Origin of the sequence: Herbaspirillum sp. Sphag64 (genome assembly GCF_014192645.1) — a bacterium.
Taxonomy (GTDB): Bacteria; Pseudomonadota; Gammaproteobacteria; order Burkholderiales; family Burkholderiaceae_D; genus Herbaspirillum.
Map to the genome: position 1 here is coordinate 233,225 of NZ_JACHYE010000002.1, position 21,939 is coordinate 255,163.

Below are 21,939 nucleotides of genomic sequence, written 5' to 3' on the forward strand. Positions count from 1 at the left end.
GGCCGCTTCACTGAAGCGGCCTTTTTGCATGGCAATCTATTGCCTCAAAACCTCATTGGCTGCAACTGGCCGCAGCCCCCTCACTGAGTCCCCGAACATCCCTGGCAATAGCTTGCGCTAGATTGGCAACAACCCGTTGCACAGCTTGCACCGCACCAGCCACGTCATCACCTGCAGCAAGCTCACTGAGATGTAGTTGGCAAGCCGTATTGCCTGCCGTACCACGCTGATCGCTGCGGGTTGCCGTCCAGCTGAATTGCGCATCCACTTTGCCAGCACGAGCGGCGTCAAATTGCGTCAGCGTCACACCGATTCTGTACACCGGTATATTGGCGGGACGCGCACCGCGGGTCACATCAATTGCTCCCAAACGGTTGACCAGTTGCGCGGCCAGGGCATCGCGCAATTCGTCATTGAATGAAGAAGACCAGCGATCCTGCTCCAGAATATCGATACGCGCAGTATCGGTGCGTAGCACCAGTTGCGGGCGCATCAAACGCTCGGGAACGCTGACCGGCGCCACCTCAATGTAGAGCGGTGCAGTTGCTGCTGACGATAACGGCGTCTGCGCCGCCGGCGCCAATGTATAGAACCGCGTCGGTGCTGATGCGCATGCCGCCAGTGCGCTCACCAAGGCGGCGACCATCGCCACGGTAACTTTAGACTGCATTATTTATCCTCCTGCTTGCCGCGAATCAGTGATTCGGGATGTTGCTGCAAATAATCCGTGAGTACCCTGATCGAGGCAGCAGCACGTGACAACTCCTGCATGGTCTGACGCACATCCTGCTGCAACGGCGCATCGTCAGAGAGCGTATGCTCGGCAGCATTGAGTGTCTTGCGGGCGTCGCGCATGGCTGCGGTAATTTCAGGTGCGACGTCGTTGCTCAGTCGATCCATGGTTTTTTCCGCGCCGCGCAGGGTGTGGTCGAGCGTTGTCAGCGTGGTATGCAGTTCATTACCGATCTTGTCGAACGGTACTTTGTCGAGCTTGCGCGCGATGCTGGCAATCTGGGTCTGAATTTCATCCATCGAGTTGGGCACCGTGGGGAACACTGGCGGATTGTGATCCAGATCGAACTGAGCCTTTGCAGCATCCGGGAAAAAGTCCAGCGCGATATAAATCTGACCAGTCAACAGATTTCCGCTGCGCAATTGTGCTCGCCAGCCATGCGCGACCAGATAGCGCACCCGTTCACGTGGCGTATAGCGCGAAGTCCGCTCCTCATTGAACTTGCGCCCGAGGCGGTCCGGATACAACTCGACCAGTACCGGCATGATGAATTGCTGGGTCTGGTCATCGTATTCAATACCAACCGACTTGACCTCACCCAACTCCACGCCGCGGAAATCGATCACCGCTCCCGGTTCCAAGCCCCGCAAAGATTGATTGAAGTACATCAGAACCAGTTGCGAGCGGCCATTCGGCTCCTTCATGGCAGTGCTCTCGTCATCAGCCAGACGGAAACTGGTATTTTCGCGGGCTATCGGTACATTGTCAGCATCGTCCAGAGGACGGAAGGCAATTCCGCCAAGAATCACGGTCGCCAAAGACTGGGTCTGAAATTTGAAACCATTAGCATTGATCTGCATATCGAAGCCACTGGCATGCCAGAAACGCGAATTGATGGTCACAAACTTGTCGTACGGCGCATTCACGAAAATACGCAGTGTCACACCACGCCCATCCTGATCCAGATCATAGGCGGCCACCTGCCCGACCTGAATGCGGCGGTAGAACACAGGCGAACCAATATCAAGCGAACCCAGGTCGGCGGTATGCAGCACAAACTGCTTGCCAGAAGTATCCCGAGTGATGATCGGCGGTTGCTCAAGCCCTGAGAAATCGCGCTTGGTATCTTCGGACTTACCTGCATCAGCACCAATGTAGGCCCCCGATAGCAAGGTATTCAATCCTGAAATACCGGACGCCGCGACCCGCGGACGCACGACCCAGAAACGTGTGTCGTCGGCCGTAAAGCTCTCGGCCTCCTTGGTCAACTGGACTGTCGTTACCACGTGCGAACGGTCAGGACTAAGCTTGATGGACTGTACCTGACCGATATCAACATCCTTGTATTTGACCTTGGTCTTGCCCGCTTCCAGCCCTTCGGCAGAAATGAAGCTGATCGTAATAACAGGCCCCCGTTCAAGAATGATCTTTACCACCAGAGTCAGTCCCACGACGGCGGCGATAATTGGAATAAGCCATACCAGCGACGGCAACCATTGACGGCGAGGCTCACGTCTAGGCTCAGGAATCTGCTCGGGCAAGTTGCGTGGTGGCACAGAGGATTGACTCATTGTTGTCTTTCTTTTAATGCATTTGTTGCACTTGTTGCACTTGTAGCGCCTATTGCACTTCTTGTATTTATTGCACTTGTGACGTGACTGGCTTGCGACCCTTCCGGATCATGAACGATCTCAGTCGCCTCATCCAGCTCCCCTTCTTGTTCTTCCTCTTGCCCCTCGTCCCAGATCAGACGGGGATCGAAGCTAAGCGAAGCCAGCATGGTCAGCACCACCACAGAACCAAAGGCGGCAACGCCAAATCCGGCAGTAATCCTAGCGAAGCCCTCAATCTGCACCAACCCGGCCAGCAGCGCCACAACAAACACATCGAGCATCGACCAGCGCCCGATTGCCTCTACCAGCCGAAATAGCTTGGCGCGCTGCAAGCGTTGCCAACTGCTGCGACGACGCGCTGTCACGGTCAGCAATATGAGTGCGACCAGTTTGAACAGGGGAACCAGAAAACTGGCGACAAAGACCACCAGCGCCAGCTCCCAGGAACCGGAGAGCCAGAAATAAATGATGCCGCTCATGATCGTATCCCGCTGCTGATCGAGCAATGTCGATGTCACCATGACCGGCAACAGATTGGCCGGAATATACATGATGCAGGCAGCAATGAGAAAAGCCCAGGTACGATTGAGACTATCTGGCTTGCGGCTGTGCAAAGTACCGCCACAAACGCCGCAGTGCGCGTTGTCCGCCGCATCCTGCCAGACCGTACGACAGTGATGACAGCTGACAAGCCCGCATTCAGCTGCGGTGACGACCGAAACTGTCATGGTGCGGCCTCGCGATCTGCATGATGCAATCCGGTGGTTACCGCGGGCGCAACAACCAGCAACTGCCACAAATAGTGAGGACTGAAGGAGACCACAGCAGTCAACAAAATAGTCAGCGCAGCAAAGGCCCAAAGCGCCATGCCGGGAATCACATTAGCGATATGCGATAGCTTCACCAGCGCGACCAGCACGCCCAGCAGGAAGACTTCCACCATGCCCCAGGGACGAATCGCGTGCATCATTCGCAACAGCCACTTGAAACCCGGTCTCGGGGACTGCCTCACGGAAGGGACCAACAAGTAGAGCAGAATCAGTAACTGCACTAATGGAAAAAGGATCGTTGTCGCCAGTACCAACATTGCCACCAAAGACATGCCATCTTGATTAAGTGTGAACACGGCACCCAGTAGCGTGGTGCGACTACTCAGGCCCTGCAACTCGATCTCCACGATCGGGAAGCTGTTGGCGATCACAAACATGATCAGACTGGCCACCGTCAACGGTAGCAAGCGCTCATAACGGCGACCGATATGACGCTCCAGCTCGGCCCCACAGCGCTGACAACGCGCGATTTCACACGCGCCAGGTGGTTGCCTGTGATGCACCGCATCACACTGCTCACAGACAATCAGGTCAGGACGTTCAAGCATGAGATGAGTTCAAGGTAAATGTTGCTTCCGGTTAATCACGATAGAACGCATCGTTTCACATCGCGAACCCTGTTCGCAAGAGATGCTTGCGCAAGCGCTTCGCTGAAATGCTATCGCTGTGATTCTAGCAACAAATGACAGATTGAATGGTTTAGGTTTAGATAAAGCTTGACAATCACGGCGTCAATCTTCTACAGTGGCCAGATGAACTCCGCAACACAATTCTCCCTGACACTACTAAACGGCGCTGGCGCACTGCTATCGCTGCTACTAGTGTCGCTACTACCAGCTTCGCGCTAATTCAGTTTCAAGTCTGTTTTTCCCTGTTTTTCCAGTCGTTTTTTGCAGTTTCCAGCCCGCGTTGGTTTGATTGAGTTGATAGTACTCTTTCGGCATCGCAGCTCGATTAACTAGTTGCACGTTTTCTGAAAAGCCGCTCATGCATTTCAAAGCCATCAACGCTACCCTGACTTCCGGTGAATTTATTGCCGCGATGATCTTTGCACGGGCGCTTGCGCTACTGCCGCTACCGACCGGTCACCTGACCTGGCGCACGTGGCAGTCAGGTGGCCTGTCAGCCACATCGAATTCCCTGATTCATCATTTCACTGCAGTGACAAATTAAAGAGGTTTCACCATGATGTTAAGCAATCCGGCAGCAAAGTATCGCGCGTTCCCGACCATCCCATTGGCAGATCGGACCTGGCCTAATCAATTCATTTCCAAACCGCCGATGTGGATGAGTACGGATCTGCGCGACGGTAATCAGGCGTTGATTGAACCGATGAGTCCAGAGCGCAAGCTGCGCTTCTTTGAAATGTTGCTTCAGGTGGGCTTGAAGGAAATCGAAGTAGGCTTCCCTTCCGCATCGCAAACCGACTTCGACTTCGTTCGCAAACTGATCGAAGAAAATCGTATCCCTGACGACGTCACCATCATTGTACTCACGCAGTCACGCGAAGAGTTGATCCGTCGTACCATCGACTCTCTGCAGGGTGCCAAGCAGGCCATCGTTCACCTGTACAACTCGGTTGCTCCCGCCTTCCGCAAGATTGTCTTCAACATGAGCCGTGATGAAATCAAGGAAATCGCGGTCTCCGGCACACGTCTGGTCAAGGAGCTCACCGATGCCCGTCCAGAAACGCAATGGCGCTACGAGTACTCGCCTGAGTCATTCAGCACCACCGAACTCGATTTTTCCCGCGAAATCTGTGACGCAGTCTGTGCTACCTGGGGTGCCACACCAGAACGCAAAGTCATTCTGAATCTGCCATCCACCGTGGAGTGCAGCACACCCAATGTCTACGCTGACCAGATTGAGTGGATGCATCGTAACCTGCAGTACCGTGCATCCTCAATCATCTCGGTCCATCCGCACAACGATCGCGGCACTGCTGTCGCTTCGGCTGAGTTGGCAGTGATGGCTGGCGCAGAACGTGTGGAAGGCTGTCTGTTTGGCAACGGCGAACGCACTGGCAACGTCGACCTGGTCACACTGGCGCTGAATCTGTATACCCAGGGGGTGAATCCTGGCCTGGATTTTTCCGACATCGATACCGTGCGTCAATGTGTTGAAGAGTGTAACCAGATCCCGGTTCACCCGCGCCACCCTTATGTTGGCGATCTGGTATTTACGGCTTTCTCGGGCTCGCATCAGGATGCAATCAAGAAGGGTTTCGCCAAGCAACAGCCAGATGCCATCTGGGAAGTACCTTATTTGCCGATCGACCCGGCCGATCTGGGGCGTAGCTACGATGCGGTGATTCGCGTCAACAGTCAGTCCGGCAAGGGTGGTATGGCTTATCTGCTGGAGCAGGAATATGGTCTGGCACTGCCACGTCGTCTGCAAATCGAATTTAGTCGCGCGATCCAGCGCGAGGCAGACGCTACCGGCAAGGAAATCGTGGCCGAGGACATCTACAGCATCTTCAAGAGCGAATATCTGGACCGCAATGCCCCGTACATCTATCGCGGCCATCGCATGTCGGAAGATTCTGCCCACAAGGAATCAATCAAGATTGAAATCGATATCGAGCGCAACGGTGAGACCTCAACCCTGCGCGGCACTGGCAATGGACCGATTGATGCCTTCATCAATGCACTCAATCTCGACATCAAGCTGATGGACTTCCATGAACATGCCATTGGCGCCGGTGCCAACGCACAAGCGGCAAGCTATATCGAATTGCGTCTCAATGAAGCACCAACCGGTTTCGGTGTTGGCATTGATGCCAACATCGTCACCGCATCGTTCAAAGCTGTACTCAGTGCCATCAATCGCCAGATCGCGATTGATCAGAGCGCGAATCAGTCCTCCTCGTCACAAGCGAAGGCAGCTTGATTCAGCAAGATAAAAAAAGCCGCCAGCTTATCCAGCTGGTTGCTTTTTTTGTGAGTACGGATCGCTGTGCTGATGTTCAATCTTATATGTGCCTTCGTCTCTCATTGCGGCAGCGTCGATCAGCACACCATATAGGCCTGCACGCCCATTACGATTGAACAGGCTCTGCTCTTGCCAATCTGATTGCTGAAATGAATCGATGAACTGCTCTAAATCAGAGGCAATGGAATCTTTGTTTACCTCGTAACATTCAGCAATTCGTTCCATCGCCTGTGTAACAAACAATCCACATGCATTCGGAGCATGTCGCTGCAAATCGCCTGTAATCATTAAAGAATGGGATACGCCAGCCGCACCTCCCAATGCATTCAGATACTCCGCATGGTGTGGCTTTAACTCCTCCAGACTACTAAATGCCATTGCAAATTTTTCACCGCTAGTGTTGGAGCCAATACCAAAAAGAATCCAATGATCGTCCATCAACAACGGAACGAACCGTCCAGAATTAGGAGCAATCGAAGCAACATAGGGCAATAGCTGCTGAAGTGCTGACTGGTCAATTTCTCCGCTTGCCATTGCTTCTGTGGTGACTTTTCTTGCATCATTAAAATGGAAGTGCTGCGTCAGGTCATTGAGCCGGGCAGAAACCAGATTCAATTCAGCGTCGGTGATCATCCGGTTCAATCCGAAGAGAGAATTATCAATCTGATTTTCCTCAATCAAATAACCAAAAATTTCCTGCTCCTTGATCTCTTGAACGATATTACTTCTTACCTGGGAATTACCCACCGTCTCTAATCCTGCCATCACCAAAATCTTGGGAGCGATTTTCCATTGATCGCTGGAGGCCTTTCTAGCATTTCTGCTCAAGACAATCTCGCACAGTTTCAAACTGTCCTTACCGAGTTGCAACATGAGGTCATTGCTTGCACCCTCTTTGCCGGAATAAAGTGCCAAAAGGAAACTGGCCGATGCTCGCCCCAGAGGACTCCCGCTACAGGCTTTACTAAACAATAATTCAGTGGCTAGCGAATTATTACGTCGCACGGCATCTTTGATTTTCCATGATACCTGGTGAGCAGTATCGGGGAGTTCCAAAAAGGCAGAAAATTCCTCCTGCAAAGGGCTGGGATCAAGAACAGGGGGAGAAAAGGCAGGGAGTGTATTGGCAATCATGGATTCGAATCAACTGAAAAAACATACAGCATCCATTTTTTTGGACACGTGTACCTTCATTAATCAAGCCTGACGTCAAAATAGTCTGGACTGAAAGTCAACTAAAAAACTCACAAAAGCAACTGCATCTATACAGCCTAGCAATGTCTATTGCAATTTACAGCGATTGCGCCAGTCGAATTCCGCTGTACTGCCAACACGCAGTAGCAGGAAAGAAATTGCGATAACTCATGCGAGCGTGCCCCTCCGGAGTGGCCCCAGAAGCACCGCGCAATACATACTGATTGACCATGAATTTGCCGTTGTACTCACCCACCGCACCGGGTGCAATCGCATACCCTGGATACGGCGCATAACTACTGGAAGTCCATTGCCAGGCAACCCCGAACCAGTCACGTCGCAACCCGGAAACACTGCGCGCCGCGAGCTCCCATTCCGCTTCCGTCGGCAAGCGCGCTCCTACCCAACGCGCATAAGCATCTGCTTCAAAATAGGAAAGATGTAGTACTGCCGCATCCGGATCCAGTCGCTGCATTCCATGCAAAGTGAATTCCTGCCATTCACCCTCCTCGGCACTTTGCCAGTACAGTGGATGCACGAAGTTATTGCTACATCGCCAATCCCATCCTGCGGCCAGCCAGAACGCAGGATCAGCATACCCTCCCTGCTCGACAAAACGCAGGTATTCACCATTGCTCACCAGACGCGATGCAATCGCAAATGGCTCGACGAATTGGCGATGCAACGGCAACTCGTTGTCAAAGCAGAACTCACCATCAAAGGCCGGCCGATAACCAATTTCTGCCACGCTCGCATCAAATTGATGCCAGCAAAGCTCTGATGCCACAGATAAACCGATCAAGGTACCGGGCAAATAATCAGGTTTGAGTGGATTGCATGACAACAGATGCTTGATATCCGTTAGCATGAGCTCCTGATGCTGCTGCTCGTGCTGCATCCCGAGCTGCAGCAATTCCACACCTTCGGCCGGGTAGTCCGGACCAAGCACGATTGCCTGCAGACGCTGTTCAACCTCGGCACGATAGCGGCGCACCTCGGACATTGCCGGTCGCGTCAGCAACCCGCGCTGTGCCCGTGGATGACGCTCTCCGACTGCGTCGTAATAGGAATTGAACAAGTACCGATAGGCAGAATTGAAGGCCGAGAATTGTGGCTCGAAACGCGCCAGAACAAAGGTCTCAAAAAACCAGGTCGTATGCGCCAGGTGCCATTTGATCGGACTGGCGTCCGGCATCGATTGCACGACACAGTCTTCTTCGGAAAGTGGCGCAGCCAGTAACATCGAGTATTCGCGCAAGCGCAAAAAGTCATCAAACAGGGCGACGAGAGCCTCCTGCGGCTGAAGCTTTGACCCGATATTCGGCACAACGACTTCGCTTAAGCTGGACATACCATTTTCCTCGACATCAATATTTGGATGGACTAGATCGGTCGCGTGTGGCACAACATGAACCAGTGGTGCGGATCGAACCACATCTTGCTTTGCCCAAAGCCGGCGCATCGTAATAACTCACCAAAACCGTCCGGCGTGAATTTATAGCTGTTCTCGGTGTGAATACGGTCACCCTGAAGGAAACGACGGTTGCCCTTGTCAGGCCAACTTACAATGACATCGCGGCGTGCTTCAAGATGCATCTCCACACGCTCCTCGACAGGGTTGAAAAACCCGCGATGGAGCCAGTCATTCAGAACGAAATTACTACCAAGCAAACGATTGACATGACGTAACACATTGCGATTGAACGTGGCCGTCAGACCCAGATCATCATCATAGGCGGCGTCCAGCAAGGCCTTATCCTTGATCAGGTCAATGCCGATCAGGAGACCGCCATGCTGCCCCAATGGCAAGTTCTGGCGGATTCGACGCAGAAACTGCAATGCCTCTTCAGGAGCAAAATTACCCAGAGAAGAACCTGGATAAAAAAACAGACGATGCTCATGGCCCACACCAGTAGGTAAATGCAACGACGACGAAAAATCCATCGCCACTTCCACGATGGGAAGAGAGGGAAATTTTTGCCTTAATGCCGCCACTGATTCACGCAGGAAATCAGCAGAAATATCAACCGGTACGTACTGGCGGGGTTGCAACGATGCAAACAGATGCGCCGCTTTGGCACAGTTTCCCGCGCCAAGATCAATCAGGGTAACGCCTTGACCAATCGTGGCAGCAATATCTTCTGCATGGAGTGCAAAGATATCGGCCTCGGTACGGGTAGGATAATATTCGTCTAGGATACAGATGGCTTCAAATAATTTTGAGCCCAGCGGATCGTAAAGGTATTTAGGAGAAATGCTGGCTTGCGGGGCGTTTAACCCAGCTGCCAACTCCGTTTGAATGGACCAGTTGGCAGACTTCTGCGTCTGTTCCGAGGCCAGCTTGACTTGCGTATCCTGCAACAATCGTTGAGCCAATTTGCTCTCCTTTGTTGAAACAGCGAAAAAGTCTGCTACAGCGTTTTATTGGTTGATCGCCACCTCGCAGGTAGGCAAACGGGAGCATCATACCGGACGGCTGCACTACACTTGTTGCACAAAGCGAAAAGTAACAACGTGTCTGGCGAATGAACTCATGTATTTTATCCACTTGTCATTACCAATGTCGCGCACATCTTCCGAAAATCTGTGATCGTAACAGCAGCGTCAGCCACCTGGTTGCATCAATAACATCATCCAAGATTGCTAACATGTCATCTAGCACCAAACCTGAACCCGTCAAAGGCAGCATCAAAACTCTACTCGGCCTGATTCCCTTTCTGCGGCCTTATCGCCGCCAATTTCTATTGGCAGGACTGGCGCTGCTCACTGCCGCCGGCGCCACATTGGCCATTCCCTATGCCTTCCGGCAAATGATCGATCTTGGCTTTGGTAGTGCCGGCAACACAGGCGGTACCGCAGGGACCGGCACCTTGCACATCGATCTTTATTTTCTCGGCTTGTTTGGTCTGGCCTGCATTCTGGGAATAGCCACAGCGGCACGCTTTTATATGGTGTCGTGGCTAGGTGAGCGCGTCACTGCCGATTTACGGGCAGCCGTCTACGCGCATGTCGTCACGCAAAGTCCACAGTTTTTTGAAACCACCAAAACCGGGGAAGTATTGTCCCGATTGACCACTGATACCACCTTGATTCAGACCCTGGTCGGTACCAGCATTTCGATGGCTTTGCGCAACGTTCTGCTATTTGCCGGTGCACTAGTGATGTTGTTCGTCACCAGCGTCAAACTCTCCTCTCTGATTATCATCATGTTGGCGGCAGTGGTATTACCAATCGTCTTTTATGGACGGCGCGTGCGCAAGCTCTCGCGCGAGTCGCAGGATCGGGTTGCAGACGCCTCCGCGCTGGCTGGTGAAATTTTGAATGCCATGCCGACCGTACAGGCGTTTACACATGAGGAGATTGAAGCAAGCCGGTTCGGTACGTCGGTCGAACGCGCGTTTCATACGGCGATGCAGAGAATCCGGGCACGTTCGGTACTGACAATGATGGCGATTCTGCTGGTATTTGGCGCCATTGTATTTGTGCTCTGGCTGGGTGCACACGCCGTGGTACAAGGCCGCATGAGTGGTGGCGAGCTGGGGCAGTTCATTCTCTATGCCTCGCTGGTCGCTGGTGCGATCGGTGCATTGTCTGAAGTGCTTGGTGATGCACAACGCGCTGCCGGTGCGACCGATCGCTTGCTGGAACTACTGGCAGCACAATCGCCAGTCAAATCGCCCTTGCTACCGGATACTCTGCCCAAGCGTACCGCCAGTGGCGCTGCACTGCAAATTGACGACGTCGTATTTCATTATCCTTCGCGCCCCGACACCAGCTCACTGACGCATTTTTCGCTCAACATCCAGCCCGGCGAGACGGTAGCCATCGTAGGCCCTTCCGGCGCAGGCAAGACCACGCTGTTTCAATTGTTGCTCCGCTTTTACGACCCGCAGCAGGGTAGCATCCAGCTCGATGGTGTGGATATTCGTCATCTCGATCTGCATGCACTACGTAGTGCCATCGGTATCGTCCCGCAGGATACAATCATTTTCTCTGAAAACGCGCTCGAGAACATTCGATTTGGTCGTGCTGACGCCAGCGACGATGAAGTCGTTGCTGCCGCAAAAATGGCGGCAGCACATGAGTTTATCGAACGCCTTCCTGATGGCTACCATGCTTTCCTGGGCGAACGCGGTGTCCGCCTATCTGGTGGACAGCGCCAACGTATCGCCATCGCCCGTGCGCTGCTAAAAAATCCTCCACTGCTACTGCTGGATGAGGCAACCAGTGCCCTTGATGCTGAATCAGAGCGCCTGGTACAAGGCGCGCTAGAAGCGGCCATGATTGGACGCACCACACTGGTCATCGCGCATCGACTTGCGACCGTGCAAAAAGCCGACCGCATCATCGTGCTGGAACATGGACGTATTGTCGAAACCGGAACCCATGCCGAGCTGGTCGCCGCCAATGGCTTGTACGCGGGCCTCGCTGCACTCCAGTTTCATCCTGACTAGAAGCGCGTTCTCCGACAGATGTCATGCCAAATGGGCGAGCTCAAACACAGAATTAAAAAATAAAATAAACTGTATTTTTATTACACCAGTTATGCCAGAAGTAAGGAGTCTTCCATGAGCAGCAAACTATTTTCTCCCCTGACATTACGCCAGTTGACATTGCCTAACCGTATCGCCGTTTCGCCCATGTGTCAGTACTCGGCCGAGGATGGTTTAGCCAATGACTGGCATCTGGTTCATCTCGGCAGCCGCGCGGTCGGTGGTGCCGGACTCGTGATTACCGAAGCTGCCGCTATTGTCCCGGAAGGCAGAATCTCTCCACAAGACATAGGCATCTGGAGCGATGATCATATCGCCCCTTTGCGACGACTAACACGCTTCATCGAAGCACAAGGTTCATACGCAGGTATTCAGCTGGCACATGCTGGACGCAAGGCTAGTGCCTACCGTCCCTGGGCTAGTGCTGTCGGCTCCGTGCCACTGGCAGAAGGCGGCTGGGCGACAGTTGGACCTTCAGCATTGGCCTTCGATGCCGGCTTCCGCAGCCCTGCTGAAATGACCATAGCGGATATTGAAGAGCAGGTAAATGCATTTGCAACCGCAGCAAAGCGCGCCTTACAGGCAGGTTTCAAGGTCGTGGAAGTCCATGCGGCACATGGTTATCTCTTGCATGAATTTCTATCGCCACTGAGCAATCAACGCACAGACCAGTATGGTGGCAGCTTTGACAACCGCATCCGTTTTTTGCAGGAAACAGTTGTCGCCGTGCGCAAGGTCTGGCCAGATGAACTACCATTATTTGTCAGACTGTCCGCCACAGATTGGACGGAAGGTGGCTGGAACGCCGACGAAACAGTTGCGCTCTCGCGTCAATTGCACGCCCTCGGTGTAGACCTCATCGATGTCTCCAGTGGCGGTAATGTGGCCACTGCCACGATCCCGGTTGGGCCGGGATATCAGACGGCATTCGCTGCGCGCGTCAAACAGGAAGCTAACATCGCCAGCGGCGCAGTCGGTATGATCACCGATGCCATTCAGGCCGAACATGTATTGCGTACTGAACAGGCCGATCTGGTATTGCTGGCACGTGAACTACTGCGCGACCCATACTGGCCATTACACGCAGCCGACACACTCAAGGAAAATGTCGCTTGGCCACCGCAATATGTGCGCGCAGCCTCAAGCAAAACACCATTACGCAGCAGTGTTGACTACAGTGCATTCGATTGATTCGATGCCAGGTAAAGTGACGCGACTGGGCAGCATACCATTGGCCCGCTAGGGCTTTCAACAACGCCACAACGTGACGACAACAGGAAAAACCATGTATAAAAATGTTCAACTTTTCATCAACGGGCAATGGATTGATAGTTCGTCAAAACGCACTCTTCCCGTCATCAATCCAGCGACCGAGGAAGTGATCGGCCATATTGCGCATGCCAACGAACAGGATCTCCACGCAGCAGTTGCTGCGGTACAAAAGGGATTCGCCGTATGGCGTGAGACTTCGGCATTCCAGCGCTCGAAAATCATGCGTCGTGCCGCCGATATCCTACGTGAACGTGCGGGTGACGTCGCGCAATTAATGACGCTGGAACAAGGTAAGCCATTAGCAGAATCAAAAGCAGAAACCCTCGGTGCCGCTGACACCATCGACTGGTTTGCCGAGGAAGCGCGTCGCACTTACGGCCGCCTTGTTCCAGCGCGCGTGCCCGGTGCTTATCAGATGGTCATCAAGGAACCGGTTGGTCCAGTCGCAGCGTTCACCCCCTGGAATTTCCCACTTAATCAAGTGGTAAGAAAACTATCGGCAGCGCTAGCAGCAGGTTGCTCGATTATCGTAAAAGCACCTGAAGAGACGCCGGCATCCCCTGCAGAGCTGATTCGTGCATTTGCTGACGCAGGCATTCCGGAAGGCGTGATCAATCTGGTGTATGGCGTCCCTTCTGAAATTTCAGAATTTTTGATCTCACATCCAGTCATCAAGAAAATTTCATTCACTGGCTCAACACCTGTGGGCAAGCAGCTGGCGGCACTTGCCGGACTGCACATGAAGCGTGCCACGATGGAACTGGGTGGTCACGCACCCGCAATCGTATTTGATGACGCCGACATTGATGCCGCTGCCAAACAGTTGGCGATCGCGAAGTTCCGCAATGCAGGTCAGGTATGTGTGGCTCCAACACGCTTCCTGATTCAAAAAAGCGTTTTCGATGCGTTCGTCGACAAATTCATTACCGCGGTCAGTCAAATCAAGGTAGGCATCGGCAGCGAGCCGGGCACTACCATGGGGCCCGTCGCCAATCAGCGTCGCATCCCGGCCTTGGAAGCGCTGATCGAAGATGCTGTTGAGCATGGTGCGCAATTACGCTTTGGCGGCAAGCGTATTGGCAACAAAGGATATTTCTTTGAACCCACTGTCTTGACCAATATTCCCCTATCCGCGCGCGCCATGAATGAAGAACCGTTTGGACCACTTGCCCTTATCAACTCTTTTGCAACACTCGACGAGGTAATTACTGAAGCAAATCGACTGCCCTATGGGCTTGCGGCCTACGCTTACGCAAGATCAGCGCACACCAAACATGCTCTGGCGACCAGAGTGGAAAGCGGTATGCTCACGATGAATCATCTTGGGCTGGCGTTGCCTGAGGTGCCATTTGGTGGAATCAAGGATAGCGGCTACGGCTCCGAAGGTGGAACAGAAGCCATTGAGGCGTACGTCAATACTAAATTTGTGACTCAGCTCGATATTTAATCCGGCCAAGAAAACCTGAGAAGATCAATATGAACAGGTCAGGTGTGCAAGTCGGCTCTCATGCCGGCTTGCGCGAAACAGCCAGAGAAGTACCATGTCGATATGGTACCGATCAGACTGTCGCCGCAGATACCACCAGACCAACCTCCAGAGCATACTTAAACAAATCGGCATCGCTGGCTACTCCAAGTTTTTTCATCGCACTATTTTTCTGTGAACTTACCGTTTGTTTGCTGCGATGTAATTGGACAGCAATCTCATTGATTTTCAATCCGGAGACAAAGAGGCGAATAACTTCGGCCTCTCGTTTGGAAAGACTCACCTGCCTCTCTTCATAGAGAGGGAATTGTTCCAGCATCTGCACAATTGCATGAACAGTTGGTGAAAAATACTGGCCACCTGCGCTTGCAATATGAATTGCCGGAATGAGGTGACTTGCATCATCTGTCTTGCTGATGATGCATTTGACGCCCAAAGCAATCAGGGTCCGTAATACGCCTGGATTATCCATCATCGTCATGACAACGATCTTGAGATCAGGGTAACGCCGCAAAATGAACTCGAAGAGTGGCAAGCCATCGCCGAATTCACCACCAGGCATCGCATAGTCGGTAACAAGGACCTCTGCTCCTCCCTTGTCCATGAGCGCAATAATTTCTGTGGAATTACGCGCGGCATCCACCAGACTAATGGTATTGACTGCTATCGACCGTTTGATACCCTCAATGATTGCAGGATGATCATCAGCGATAACGACCTTGATTTTATAGGCATGCATTCATGACCCCTCAATCCTCTCGACGTGTTCTATGACTTTTTCACGATAATCGGACTCAACTTCATTAGAAGAGTTGGAGATAGTTGCCCACATATCCTGCATCTCTCGACGTGCTGACGGGGAGGCAATCAAATAATGGTTCATACCGGCGGTAAATTGCTTAATTTCTGCCTTGGACAGCTTGGAGAATTCCAGCAATAATTTCTCAATATTCAAAATATCATCCCATCCCAACATATATATAAACGTTATCTATTGCAGAAAGTCAGGCGCAAAGACGTTATTTCAAATTCATGCCTCTGAAATTGGCCGCCGCTTCGCGGGACTCCTGCCCCCATTACAGTTCTGTTACCACGCTTCCGGTTCCTCTTCCTCAGAACGTAGAAGCATGTCGCCAATAAATTTATCCAACATTCCGTTCGAAACAACTGAATATCCAACACATTGATTTAACGTCTTATAAAAATCCTCTCCCTCCTTCCCGTCTGCTTTAAACATCTCCATTATTTTTGCGATCGTGACCGTATGCGTTCGTATGCTTTTATAGGGCGACGTGCCATCGGCTGCGACAAATTTCGCCACATGCTGAATAATTTCGTCCGTCTTAACACCAGGAGAGCTTTTGAAAAGTTTTTGCAAGCTCGCATAGAGACCGTCAAGATACAATTTCTCGTTCGCTTTCTCTGTATCAGACATTTCTATTATTTTGTCAGCCACAACCGGCTGTGTGCTTATGTCTTGATAGGGCGATGTACCATCGGCTGCAACAAATTTCCCAACATACTGAACAATTTCGCTCGCCTTAACGTCAGCAGAACTCTTGAAGATTTTTTTCAAGCTCGCATATAGTCCGTCAAGATACAATTTCTCTTTCTTACTAACCTCATCTATGCCCAACTTTTGTTCAACATTAACAGTCTCAGAGGGACCATCGCCCGTAACATTGACCGGGGTAAAAGGTGAAACCACGTTAATCATGATTCGGTTTTTCCTTAATCTTTGTTCAGCAGTTCGTCATCGTACTGTTCTGAATTGCCAGTATCCGAAAAATGACCATCAAATAACGCCGCCAACTGCTGGCGACACTCATCTGCAATAGCGTGATGCTTAGCATGCATCAATGGAATTTCTCGCATGGCTTTAGCCATCAATTTGGAATTGAATTCGTCTGGGACAAACTCGGCAATATGATCCCCAAAACGAAATATGAAGCGAGACTCCTTGGAGTATTCAATTGCAATATCTATCTTGAGGTGTCGCTGCAGATTTTCCACGAGGCCAGAATGACTCAATCGCAAGCTCTCTGGTAAAACGATATTGAGTTCGGATATTTCGGCAAGCTCTCTATCACGGAAGGCTTCCTCAAATACACTTATCAGAACACGCGAATCGTTCATGCATTGCTTGAGAGCGCCAATGATTTCTTCGCTCAGTTGCTTACGCAAGCGCGTCGTGTGCTCTGCATTTATTACCAGATAGTGCGTCAACGCTTCAGCGGCGACCAGCATTCCCGCTGCGTATCCCTCCGCTTTCGCTTCCTGAAAGAGACTCTGGGCGCGCCGTTCGGACTCAATACTCATTTTACGGACAACCCGCTTTGCCGCTGAGACCAGCGCTGTTGCCTTGATATCATTCTGCAAATAAGCGCTACGGACGATAACCCCCGCCTCGGGGATAACGTCAAACGTCGTCTGGATAATTTTTGGCATACTCGATTGCTTGTAAGATCAATATGAGCTCAGGATATGTCGGCTGTCTGCGACGAGACGCGAACAATTTGTCAAGCTCAGGATGAAACATCAATTGCATACGACTAATTAATGTCGATGGTGCAGCTATCTGCCAGTTCAATAAACATGCCAGTCCAGCCGCCTGTAGCTGCAACTCGGAACTCAGTTCAATGCCTTCCATCTCTGATGTTGATGAGAAACGCATCTTGTCTGACCCAAAGCAGTCGTCATCATCTGCTTGCCAAAGCGGTAACGCCATAAAATTGCGAACCACAGGTGAAAGCTTCAAATTTCTCCCACCCCACGCCAGACATTCCCGGGAACGCTGTGCGCCAACTAACTTACAGATGTATGGCAGACGCGACCATTGCTTCAGTAGCTGCATATGCCGTGCGCAGCTATGCCACGACGCAGTGATATCAATGGAGAGAGGTGACGGAGGAATACTTCCCAACAATATGCGATTCATCACCGCGCGCGCCCTTGGCACTTTCAATGGAGATGGCAGCAGCAATCTCTCAGCATGGATATATCGCAAGGGATCAAACATGATTTCCTGCAGTTGGGCACTGAATTGAGAAGTATTTGGCACGCTAGCCATTAGTTCGCACCTCGCGTGTCGAAGCATGAATTTGTTGACGCTTCCACAGCCACAAGCCTCCTATAAGAGCAATGATGACACCCGCAAATGCAGCTATGAGAAAAGCGATGGAAAAATCCGTTCCTTCCGATTTCCCTGGGGCCTGATGCTGTAATGCTGTCCGCTTCGAGAGAACGACGGAAATGTTGTCGTATTCAACTTCAGCAAAACTATTTTTCAGGAATCTTTTAACATCGTTAATCATGACCGCAACATCAATATCTCCTTCATAACTTGCCAATGCAGACAAATGTATCGGGCGAGTTTTGCGACCACCATCACCCGCATCCAAATCGTAGCTCACGTGTACCCGTGCTGAAATAATGCCTGCTATCGTGTATAAAGACTGCTCAAGTCGTTGCTCAATGCCGGAATATAGCCGCGCCTTCTCTGCCCGCGGTGATGCGACCAGACTATCGACCGGAAATATGTCCGAAATCTGCAGCGGCTTACGCGAAGGCAAGTCATAAGATTTCAGGATATCTACGGCTGCAGCAAAGTCTCTCTTTCCGACTGACACACTGTAGCCACTTTTCCCTTCGTTCTTCTTGTCGGTATCGATATTGTGGCGATGCAATACCGCGATAATCTCGTTGGCCTGCCCTTGATCCAGCCCTTGCAATAAATTATCTTCACTACAAGCTGTTGATAAAAAACATAATGCCAACACTGCCAACAATTTTTTCATGCTCGTAATAATGTTTCTGCAGTAGCCACTGCCTTGCGACTCAATGCACTGATCAGCTCGACCTCCTGCTTATACTCGCCAAGCCTTACCTGCAGCTCAAACAAACCGCCCGGCGTCGAGAGAAAATCCGGGTCATTTACTTTCGCCATAATATTGAGGTACTCAGTTTGCGTCTCCACTGACTTCTCGGAGAACACATCGCGAAGCCGATCATCCAGTGATACGACATCACTATCTTTCGGTGAGATATCTACTATCTGCGTATCAGAAATTTTTGATATAGCGCTAATTTCAGCATTCATCACGTCACTATCCCTTTGAAAATTAGCGGAAATTTGCAACAATGGTTGCATCCATGTCCTTGAACACCTTGACCGTTGACGACTGGGCATTTCTCAAAATGCTGATTTCAGAAATAATCGCCTGATATTTAGCGAGCTTCGTTGGGTCTGAGGTCCCATTAGTCGTCAAATCTGCGCGCTGCTTTATTTCGTCCGCAAACAACGTACCTGCACCTACTTCAAAAGCTTGTGCTGTATCAATCATTAATCCCATAATTCACCTCATATCAAAAAGTTTGTGGAAAATACCAATGTTGTGGAGCCATTTTTACGTATCCGGAGATACCGTAGCGAAAGGACTTCCCTTTCAACCAGTCTTCTTTTAACGCTACCGAAAAATTAATATAATGCTTACCGAAATCACGATAGAACTTTTCAGAAAAATTGTGTAATTTGGCAAGATCGATATCATCCAAATTACCTTCAATAGCGTAATTAATAATGTTTTCACCACTGACACGAGCGTAGGGAATACCCAGCCGGTCAAGACCTGATTTGGCCTGTGTTTCGAGCATGGCATCGGACCACATCGCATGGTTGATGGTATCGGCGTACGGCATCCACGACATCATGTTTGCGACCAACTGACGACGCCTCTGTTCCTCGACGTATCCGCGCTCCTCACTCATGAAGAGTATAGGTTTGGCGGGATCATCCAATTTGATACGGTGAAAATTCAACGAAGGATAATTTGCCTGAATCAGATTGGTGATCCTTAACTCTTCGGTATGCAATGTCGATATCTGGACTGATTCCGCCAGACCTTCGCGCATCAATGCCTGCCGCGCCCAAGAAACGTCACGCTCGGTGTTGGCAAAGATATACGTCTGACCATCGCGCCCTCGCATCATCTGCAAGGGCTCGCTAGAGCCTGCAACTATCTTTGTCAATCTGGTATCCCGCTTCTTTTCGCTCAGTACTATCCATAACTTCACGGCACAAGCTCCAAGGGTGAGCACCAGGACAGCCACCAGGAAAGACACCAGGAGTTTGGCGCGTTTGGGGCGTTTTGTCGAAGACAGTCCGGTTGCCACCACTGAATCGGCAGCAATGGATTCTGGCTGCCACATTGTGCCAATTGGCCGAACGGAAAAATGAAGCGCGCCTACCTGACAGGACTGGTGGTAACGATGAGTAGTGACAACGGGATCAGGCAATAAGCTGCGCAGCATGAATTCATCAGCGTTCTCGTCAGAAATTGTCAGCTCAAAATTAATCCCACCTTCGACAGCAAGGACTAATGCGTTCTCCGGAAACTCAGGTATCTCGGCATCATTTTGGTGACCGGTCAGATCCTTTGCCCGCTGGGCAACTACGAGTGTAATTCCCTTTGAGATTCGATACTCACAGCCACTGAGGGGGCCGCTCAGCAGACGAATAATCGCTTTATCTTTACAACTATCTACTTCAGAAGACAATGACATGATGAGTTTCGCTGATACTTTTTATAATTGATGTGTTTAAACGAACTTGCCTTCTTCGATTAAGTGGGCAAGCCAATCTGGTATAGGAACAAAAATTTAAGTTCTAATGCCAGAAGAGATGTACCCAGTGTAGAGACTTCCGTCTGCCAGCAATATCTGACTAGACCCAAAATCCCAAACAATTTATTATGACAAGTAAGAAAAAACACTCTCGATGGTCTCCTCACCCATCTGTGATTCTTTGCATACCAGATTCAGCGGAAGCTAGCATTTCTCCCAACTTATCTCGAATTAATAGTTGGAGAAAATCTATTTGAAAAAAACTATCAAGTACTTTGTGCTTATAGACATATCCCAGCCCCTTGCATGACGAATACCCCTTTACAGCAATGAAAACCTAAGCGATTACCTTGTTTACCAAGGAGTCGGCGGCTAGTAGGGTGATCTTCTACAATCAGAATGGGCAATACAGGAACATTTGAATTTGACATGAGCAGGAGACTCATTTCGTTAGCACTGCTACTGGGAATATCAGCTAGTGATTATTTTCATTATGTACTCTGACAAAAGGATATCTAAATTCCCAATTTGAGCACGAACCACTACCCAAGAAAATGCAAGGTACATGCAGGAATACTTGCCAGACATGTTCAGCATCCGATTGAACAATCAGTGTCCACGACATCACATTGGGAGCGTGGCGAATATTTTCTTGAATCGATGATAACGATTCGAAATCCGAAGAACTTCAAATCAGGGCAAGGAGATTTTTAAATAGACTATCATAGGAAATTAATTTCCTGTTTCAAAAACAGATAGCATCAGATAAGCCCACTATCTAATAATTTTCTTACAAAGGAGCTACAGTAATTTTTATTATTTTCTCTGCAGCCACCTTTGATTATTTCAATTGATACGTACCATGCCAAATTAAGCGAGCAACAACATTTCGCTCTTCGACATTAACCAGGCGACTGAGAGCGAAGCTCTTCAACTACCTCACAAACACCACCAACGGTAAGCATTCTTGGCAAATGATCAGCAGAGATACCAATCTGAAAGATATCGCTTAATTCCTGTATCACCTGGAGCAGATCCAGAGAATCTGCGCCAAGGTCATCAACGAGGCAAGTGGCCTCTTCAAGATCGCCTTTGACCATGAAATAGTCAGCAAGAAAAGCATTTACTTTTTCGGCCGTATCAGCATGAGCAGCGTCGCCCTCACTAAATATTGACGCGAAATTTTCCATAGTTCTTGAACGGGTGGCTTTGGCAAGGATTCTCACTTGATGAGAATGGCATTTCCATCTTTGCCTGATCAGCAGTGTGAAGTGGTGCGCTCGAACGTGGTCCGGTCATAGCGAGCTGAGTATGCCGTTTAGATTCGGCTAGTATAGGAAATCCAGTTAACGATATTCTATCAGGAACGTCCACCTGCCATTTGGTCTCGGCGGTGCCTCCCCGTAGGTCTGTTCTTTCCGCCGTCGGCGAGCTACCATCGTTCACTACCTGCTCATCATTGCTCGGAACTTTTGGCACTGTGACAGATTCCCCCGTCATCTCTCGATCAGCAGTTTGAAGTGGTACGCCCGTACGTGATCCGGTCATAGCGAGCTGAGTATGCTGTTTAGGTCCGGCTAGTATAGGAAATCCAGTTAACGATATTCTAGCAGGAACGTCCACCTGCCATTTGGTCTCGGCGGTGCCTCCCCGTAGGTCTGTTCTTTCCGCCGTCGGCGAGCTACCATCGTTCACTACCTGCTCATCATTGCTCGGAACTTTTGGCACTGTGACAGATTCCCCCGTCATCTCTCGATCAGCAGTT

At 50.7% G+C, this 21,939-nt stretch carries 22 protein-coding genes; 5 read left to right on the plus strand and 17 right to left on the minus strand.

The features are described 5' to 3' along the window. Window positions 1–52 precede the first annotated feature (52 nt). From FHW66_RS06025 to FHW66_RS06040, 4 genes are read right to left on the minus strand one after another with little or no spacing between them, the layout of a single operon-like run. Window positions 53–670 carry a membrane integrity-associated transporter subunit PqiC gene (locus tag FHW66_RS06025; RefSeq protein ID WP_183378864.1) on the minus strand — a complete coding sequence of 206 codons (618 nt, stop codon included), beginning with the start codon at window positions 668–670 and terminating at the stop codon, window positions 53–55. Further along, window positions 670–2,304 carry an intermembrane transport protein PqiB gene (locus FHW66_RS06030; RefSeq protein WP_183378865.1) on the minus strand — a complete coding sequence of 545 codons (1,635 nt, stop codon included), beginning with the start codon at window positions 2,302–2,304 and terminating at the stop codon, window positions 670–672. Before FHW66_RS06030 ends, FHW66_RS06025 begins: the two co-directional genes overlap by 1 nt. After that, window positions 2,301–3,074 carry a paraquat-inducible protein A gene (locus FHW66_RS06035; protein ID WP_183378866.1) on the minus strand — a complete coding sequence of 258 codons (774 nt, stop codon included), beginning with the start codon at window positions 3,072–3,074 and terminating at the stop codon, window positions 2,301–2,303. The genes FHW66_RS06030 and FHW66_RS06035 overlap by 4 nt, the downstream gene beginning before the upstream one ends. Further along, entirely contained in the window at window positions 3,071–3,724 is a 654-nt protein-coding gene (locus FHW66_RS06040; protein ID WP_183378867.1) for a paraquat-inducible protein A, read from the minus strand. The genes FHW66_RS06035 and FHW66_RS06040 overlap by 4 nt, the downstream gene beginning before the upstream one ends. Before the next feature lie 439 nt (window positions 3,725–4,163). Here FHW66_RS06040 and FHW66_RS06045 point away from each other — a divergent pair, with 439 nt between their 5' ends. Further along, window positions 4,164–4,349 carry a hypothetical protein gene (locus FHW66_RS06045; protein WP_183378868.1) on the plus strand — a complete coding sequence of 62 codons (186 nt, stop codon included), beginning with the start codon at window positions 4,164–4,166 and terminating at the stop codon, window positions 4,347–4,349. Between the two features lie 12 nt (window positions 4,350–4,361). Continuing rightward, on the plus strand, window positions 4,362–6,065 hold the full coding sequence (leuA, locus tag FHW66_RS06050) for a 2-isopropylmalate synthase (protein ID WP_183378869.1): 1,704 nt from the start codon (window positions 4,362–4,364) through the stop codon (window positions 6,063–6,065). Between the two features lie 27 nt (window positions 6,066–6,092). On the opposite strand, the gene FHW66_RS06055 is transcribed toward leuA, so the two are convergent. The 3 genes from FHW66_RS06055 to egtD all read right to left on the minus strand — a co-directional run bounded on the left by FHW66_RS06055 (window position 6,093) and on the right by egtD (window position 9,677). Then, window positions 6,093–7,241: a hypothetical protein gene (locus tag FHW66_RS06055; protein ID WP_183378870.1), complete on the minus strand. Its 1,149-nt coding sequence runs from the start codon at window positions 7,239–7,241 to the stop codon at window positions 6,093–6,095. Window positions 7,242–7,398: 157 nt separating this feature from the next. Then, window positions 7,399–8,652 (minus strand): ergothioneine biosynthesis protein EgtB, encoded by a 1,254-nt coding sequence (egtB, locus tag FHW66_RS06060; protein ID WP_183378871.1) that lies wholly within the window; start codon window positions 8,650–8,652, stop codon window positions 7,399–7,401. Window positions 8,653–8,684: 32 nt separating this feature from the next. After that, window positions 8,685–9,677 carry an L-histidine N(alpha)-methyltransferase gene (egtD, locus tag FHW66_RS06065; protein ID WP_183378872.1) on the minus strand — a complete coding sequence of 331 codons (993 nt, stop codon included), beginning with the start codon at window positions 9,675–9,677 and terminating at the stop codon, window positions 8,685–8,687. Between the two features lie 272 nt (window positions 9,678–9,949). Here egtD and FHW66_RS06070 point away from each other — a divergent pair, with 272 nt between their 5' ends. The 3 genes from FHW66_RS06070 to FHW66_RS06080 all read left to right on the plus strand — a co-directional run bounded on the left by FHW66_RS06070 (window position 9,950) and on the right by FHW66_RS06080 (window position 14,513). Beyond that, window positions 9,950–11,755 carry an ABC transporter transmembrane domain-containing protein gene (locus tag FHW66_RS06070; protein WP_183378873.1) on the plus strand — a complete coding sequence of 602 codons (1,806 nt, stop codon included), beginning with the start codon at window positions 9,950–9,952 and terminating at the stop codon, window positions 11,753–11,755. A 114-nt stretch (window positions 11,756–11,869) separates the two neighbouring features. Then, entirely contained in the window at window positions 11,870–12,985 is a 1,116-nt protein-coding gene (locus FHW66_RS06075) for an NADH:flavin oxidoreductase/NADH oxidase (RefSeq protein WP_183378874.1), read from the plus strand. Window positions 12,986–13,079: 94 nt separating this feature from the next. Then, a complete protein-coding gene (locus FHW66_RS06080; RefSeq protein ID WP_183378875.1) occupies window positions 13,080–14,513 on the plus strand; it encodes an NAD-dependent succinate-semialdehyde dehydrogenase in 1,434 nt (477 codons plus the stop codon). 112 nt (window positions 14,514–14,625) lie between these two features. Here FHW66_RS06080 and FHW66_RS06085 read toward each other — a convergent pair whose 3' ends face one another. The 10 genes from FHW66_RS06085 to FHW66_RS06130 all read right to left on the minus strand — a co-directional run bounded on the left by FHW66_RS06085 (window position 14,626) and on the right by FHW66_RS06130 (window position 21,364). After that, window positions 14,626–15,291 carry a response regulator transcription factor gene (locus FHW66_RS06085; protein WP_183378876.1) on the minus strand — a complete coding sequence of 222 codons (666 nt, stop codon included), beginning with the start codon at window positions 15,289–15,291 and terminating at the stop codon, window positions 14,626–14,628. Continuing rightward, entirely contained in the window at window positions 15,292–15,528 is a 237-nt protein-coding gene (locus FHW66_RS06090; RefSeq protein WP_183378877.1) for a hypothetical protein, read from the minus strand. Window positions 15,529–15,639: 111 nt separating this feature from the next. Further along, entirely contained in the window at window positions 15,640–16,269 is a 630-nt protein-coding gene (locus FHW66_RS06095; protein ID WP_183378878.1) for a hypothetical protein, read from the minus strand. Window positions 16,270–16,283: 14 nt separating this feature from the next. Next, window positions 16,284–17,000, minus strand: a complete 717-nt coding sequence (locus FHW66_RS06100; protein ID WP_183378879.1) for a hypothetical protein — start codon at window positions 16,998–17,000, stop codon at window positions 16,284–16,286. Beyond that, the gene (locus FHW66_RS06105; protein ID WP_183378880.1) at window positions 16,972–17,622 is read right to left on the minus strand and encodes a hypothetical protein; all 651 of its coding nucleotides are present in this window, start codon (window positions 17,620–17,622) and stop codon (window positions 16,972–16,974) included. Before FHW66_RS06105 ends, FHW66_RS06100 begins: the two co-directional genes overlap by 29 nt. Beyond that, window positions 17,615–18,349, minus strand: coding sequence for an EscJ/YscJ/HrcJ family type III secretion inner membrane ring protein (locus FHW66_RS06110; RefSeq protein ID WP_183378881.1), 735 nt, complete (start codon window positions 18,347–18,349; stop codon window positions 17,615–17,617). The genes FHW66_RS06105 and FHW66_RS06110 overlap by 8 nt, the downstream gene beginning before the upstream one ends. Next, entirely contained in the window at window positions 18,346–18,702 is a 357-nt protein-coding gene (gene sctI, locus FHW66_RS06115) for a type III secretion system inner rod subunit SctI (protein WP_183378882.1), read from the minus strand. Before sctI ends, FHW66_RS06110 begins: the two co-directional genes overlap by 4 nt. Further along, window positions 18,674–18,904: an EscF/YscF/HrpA family type III secretion system needle major subunit gene (locus tag FHW66_RS21115; protein WP_183378883.1), complete on the minus strand. Its 231-nt coding sequence runs from the start codon at window positions 18,902–18,904 to the stop codon at window positions 18,674–18,676. The genes sctI and FHW66_RS21115 overlap by 29 nt, the downstream gene beginning before the upstream one ends. A gap of 13 nt (window positions 18,905–18,917) precedes the next feature. Then, window positions 18,918–20,114 (minus strand): PrgH/EprH family type III secretion apparatus protein, encoded by a 1,197-nt coding sequence (locus FHW66_RS06125; RefSeq protein ID WP_183378884.1) that lies wholly within the window; start codon window positions 20,112–20,114, stop codon window positions 18,918–18,920. 962 nt (window positions 20,115–21,076) lie between these two features. Continuing rightward, entirely contained in the window at window positions 21,077–21,364 is a 288-nt protein-coding gene (locus FHW66_RS06130) for an acyl carrier protein (RefSeq protein ID WP_183378885.1), read from the minus strand. Window positions 21,365–21,939: the final 575 nt, after the last annotated feature.

Coding starts and splice junctions, on each gene's coding strand:
- FHW66_RS06125 (WP_183378884.1), bottom strand. CDS start 20,114: ATGTCATTGTCTTCTGAAGTAGATAGTTGTAAAGATAAAGCGATTATT.
- FHW66_RS06055 (WP_183378870.1), bottom strand. CDS start 7,241: ATGATTGCCAATACACTCCCTGCCTTTTCTCCCCCTGTTCTTGATCCC.
- FHW66_RS06085 (WP_183378876.1), bottom strand. CDS start 15,291: ATGCATGCCTATAAAATCAAGGTCGTTATCGCTGATGATCATCCTGCA.
- FHW66_RS06025 (WP_183378864.1), bottom strand. CDS start 670: ATGCAGTCTAAAGTTACCGTGGCGATGGTCGCCGCCTTGGTGAGCGCA.
- FHW66_RS06035 (WP_183378866.1), bottom strand. CDS start 3,074: ATGACAGTTTCGGTCGTCACCGCAGCTGAATGCGGGCTTGTCAGCTGT.
- FHW66_RS06110 (WP_183378881.1), bottom strand. CDS start 18,349: ATGAAAAAATTGTTGGCAGTGTTGGCATTATGTTTTTTATCAACAGCT.
- FHW66_RS06040 (WP_183378867.1), bottom strand. CDS start 3,724: ATGCTTGAACGTCCTGACCTGATTGTCTGTGAGCAGTGTGATGCGGTG.
- FHW66_RS06070 (WP_183378873.1), top strand. CDS start 9,950: ATGTCATCTAGCACCAAACCTGAACCCGTCAAAGGCAGCATCAAAACT.
- FHW66_RS06080 (WP_183378875.1), top strand. CDS start 13,080: ATGTATAAAAATGTTCAACTTTTCATCAACGGGCAATGGATTGATAGT.
- FHW66_RS06095 (WP_183378878.1), bottom strand. CDS start 16,269: ATGATTAACGTGGTTTCACCTTTTACCCCGGTCAATGTTACGGGCGAT.
- FHW66_RS06105 (WP_183378880.1), bottom strand. CDS start 17,622: ATGGCTAGCGTGCCAAATACTTCTCAATTCAGTGCCCAACTGCAGGAA.
- FHW66_RS06090 (WP_183378877.1), bottom strand. CDS start 15,528: ATGTTGGGATGGGATGATATTTTGAATATTGAGAAATTATTGCTGGAA.
- FHW66_RS06075 (WP_183378874.1), top strand. CDS start 11,870: ATGAGCAGCAAACTATTTTCTCCCCTGACATTACGCCAGTTGACATTG.
- FHW66_RS06130 (WP_183378885.1), bottom strand. CDS start 21,364: ATGGAAAATTTCGCGTCAATATTTAGTGAGGGCGACGCTGCTCATGCT.
- leuA (WP_183378869.1), top strand. CDS start 4,362: ATGATGTTAAGCAATCCGGCAGCAAAGTATCGCGCGTTCCCGACCATC.
- FHW66_RS06030 (WP_183378865.1), bottom strand. CDS start 2,304: ATGAGTCAATCCTCTGTGCCACCACGCAACTTGCCCGAGCAGATTCCT.
- FHW66_RS21115 (WP_183378883.1), bottom strand. CDS start 18,904: ATGGGATTAATGATTGATACAGCACAAGCTTTTGAAGTAGGTGCAGGT.
- FHW66_RS06100 (WP_183378879.1), bottom strand. CDS start 17,000: ATGCCAAAAATTATCCAGACGACGTTTGACGTTATCCCCGAGGCGGGG.
- sctI (WP_183378882.1), bottom strand. CDS start 18,702: ATGCAACCATTGTTGCAAATTTCCGCTAATTTTCAAAGGGATAGTGAC.
- egtB (WP_183378871.1), bottom strand. CDS start 8,652: ATGTCCAGCTTAAGCGAAGTCGTTGTGCCGAATATCGGGTCAAAGCTT.
- FHW66_RS06045 (WP_183378868.1), top strand. CDS start 4,164: ATGCATTTCAAAGCCATCAACGCTACCCTGACTTCCGGTGAATTTATT.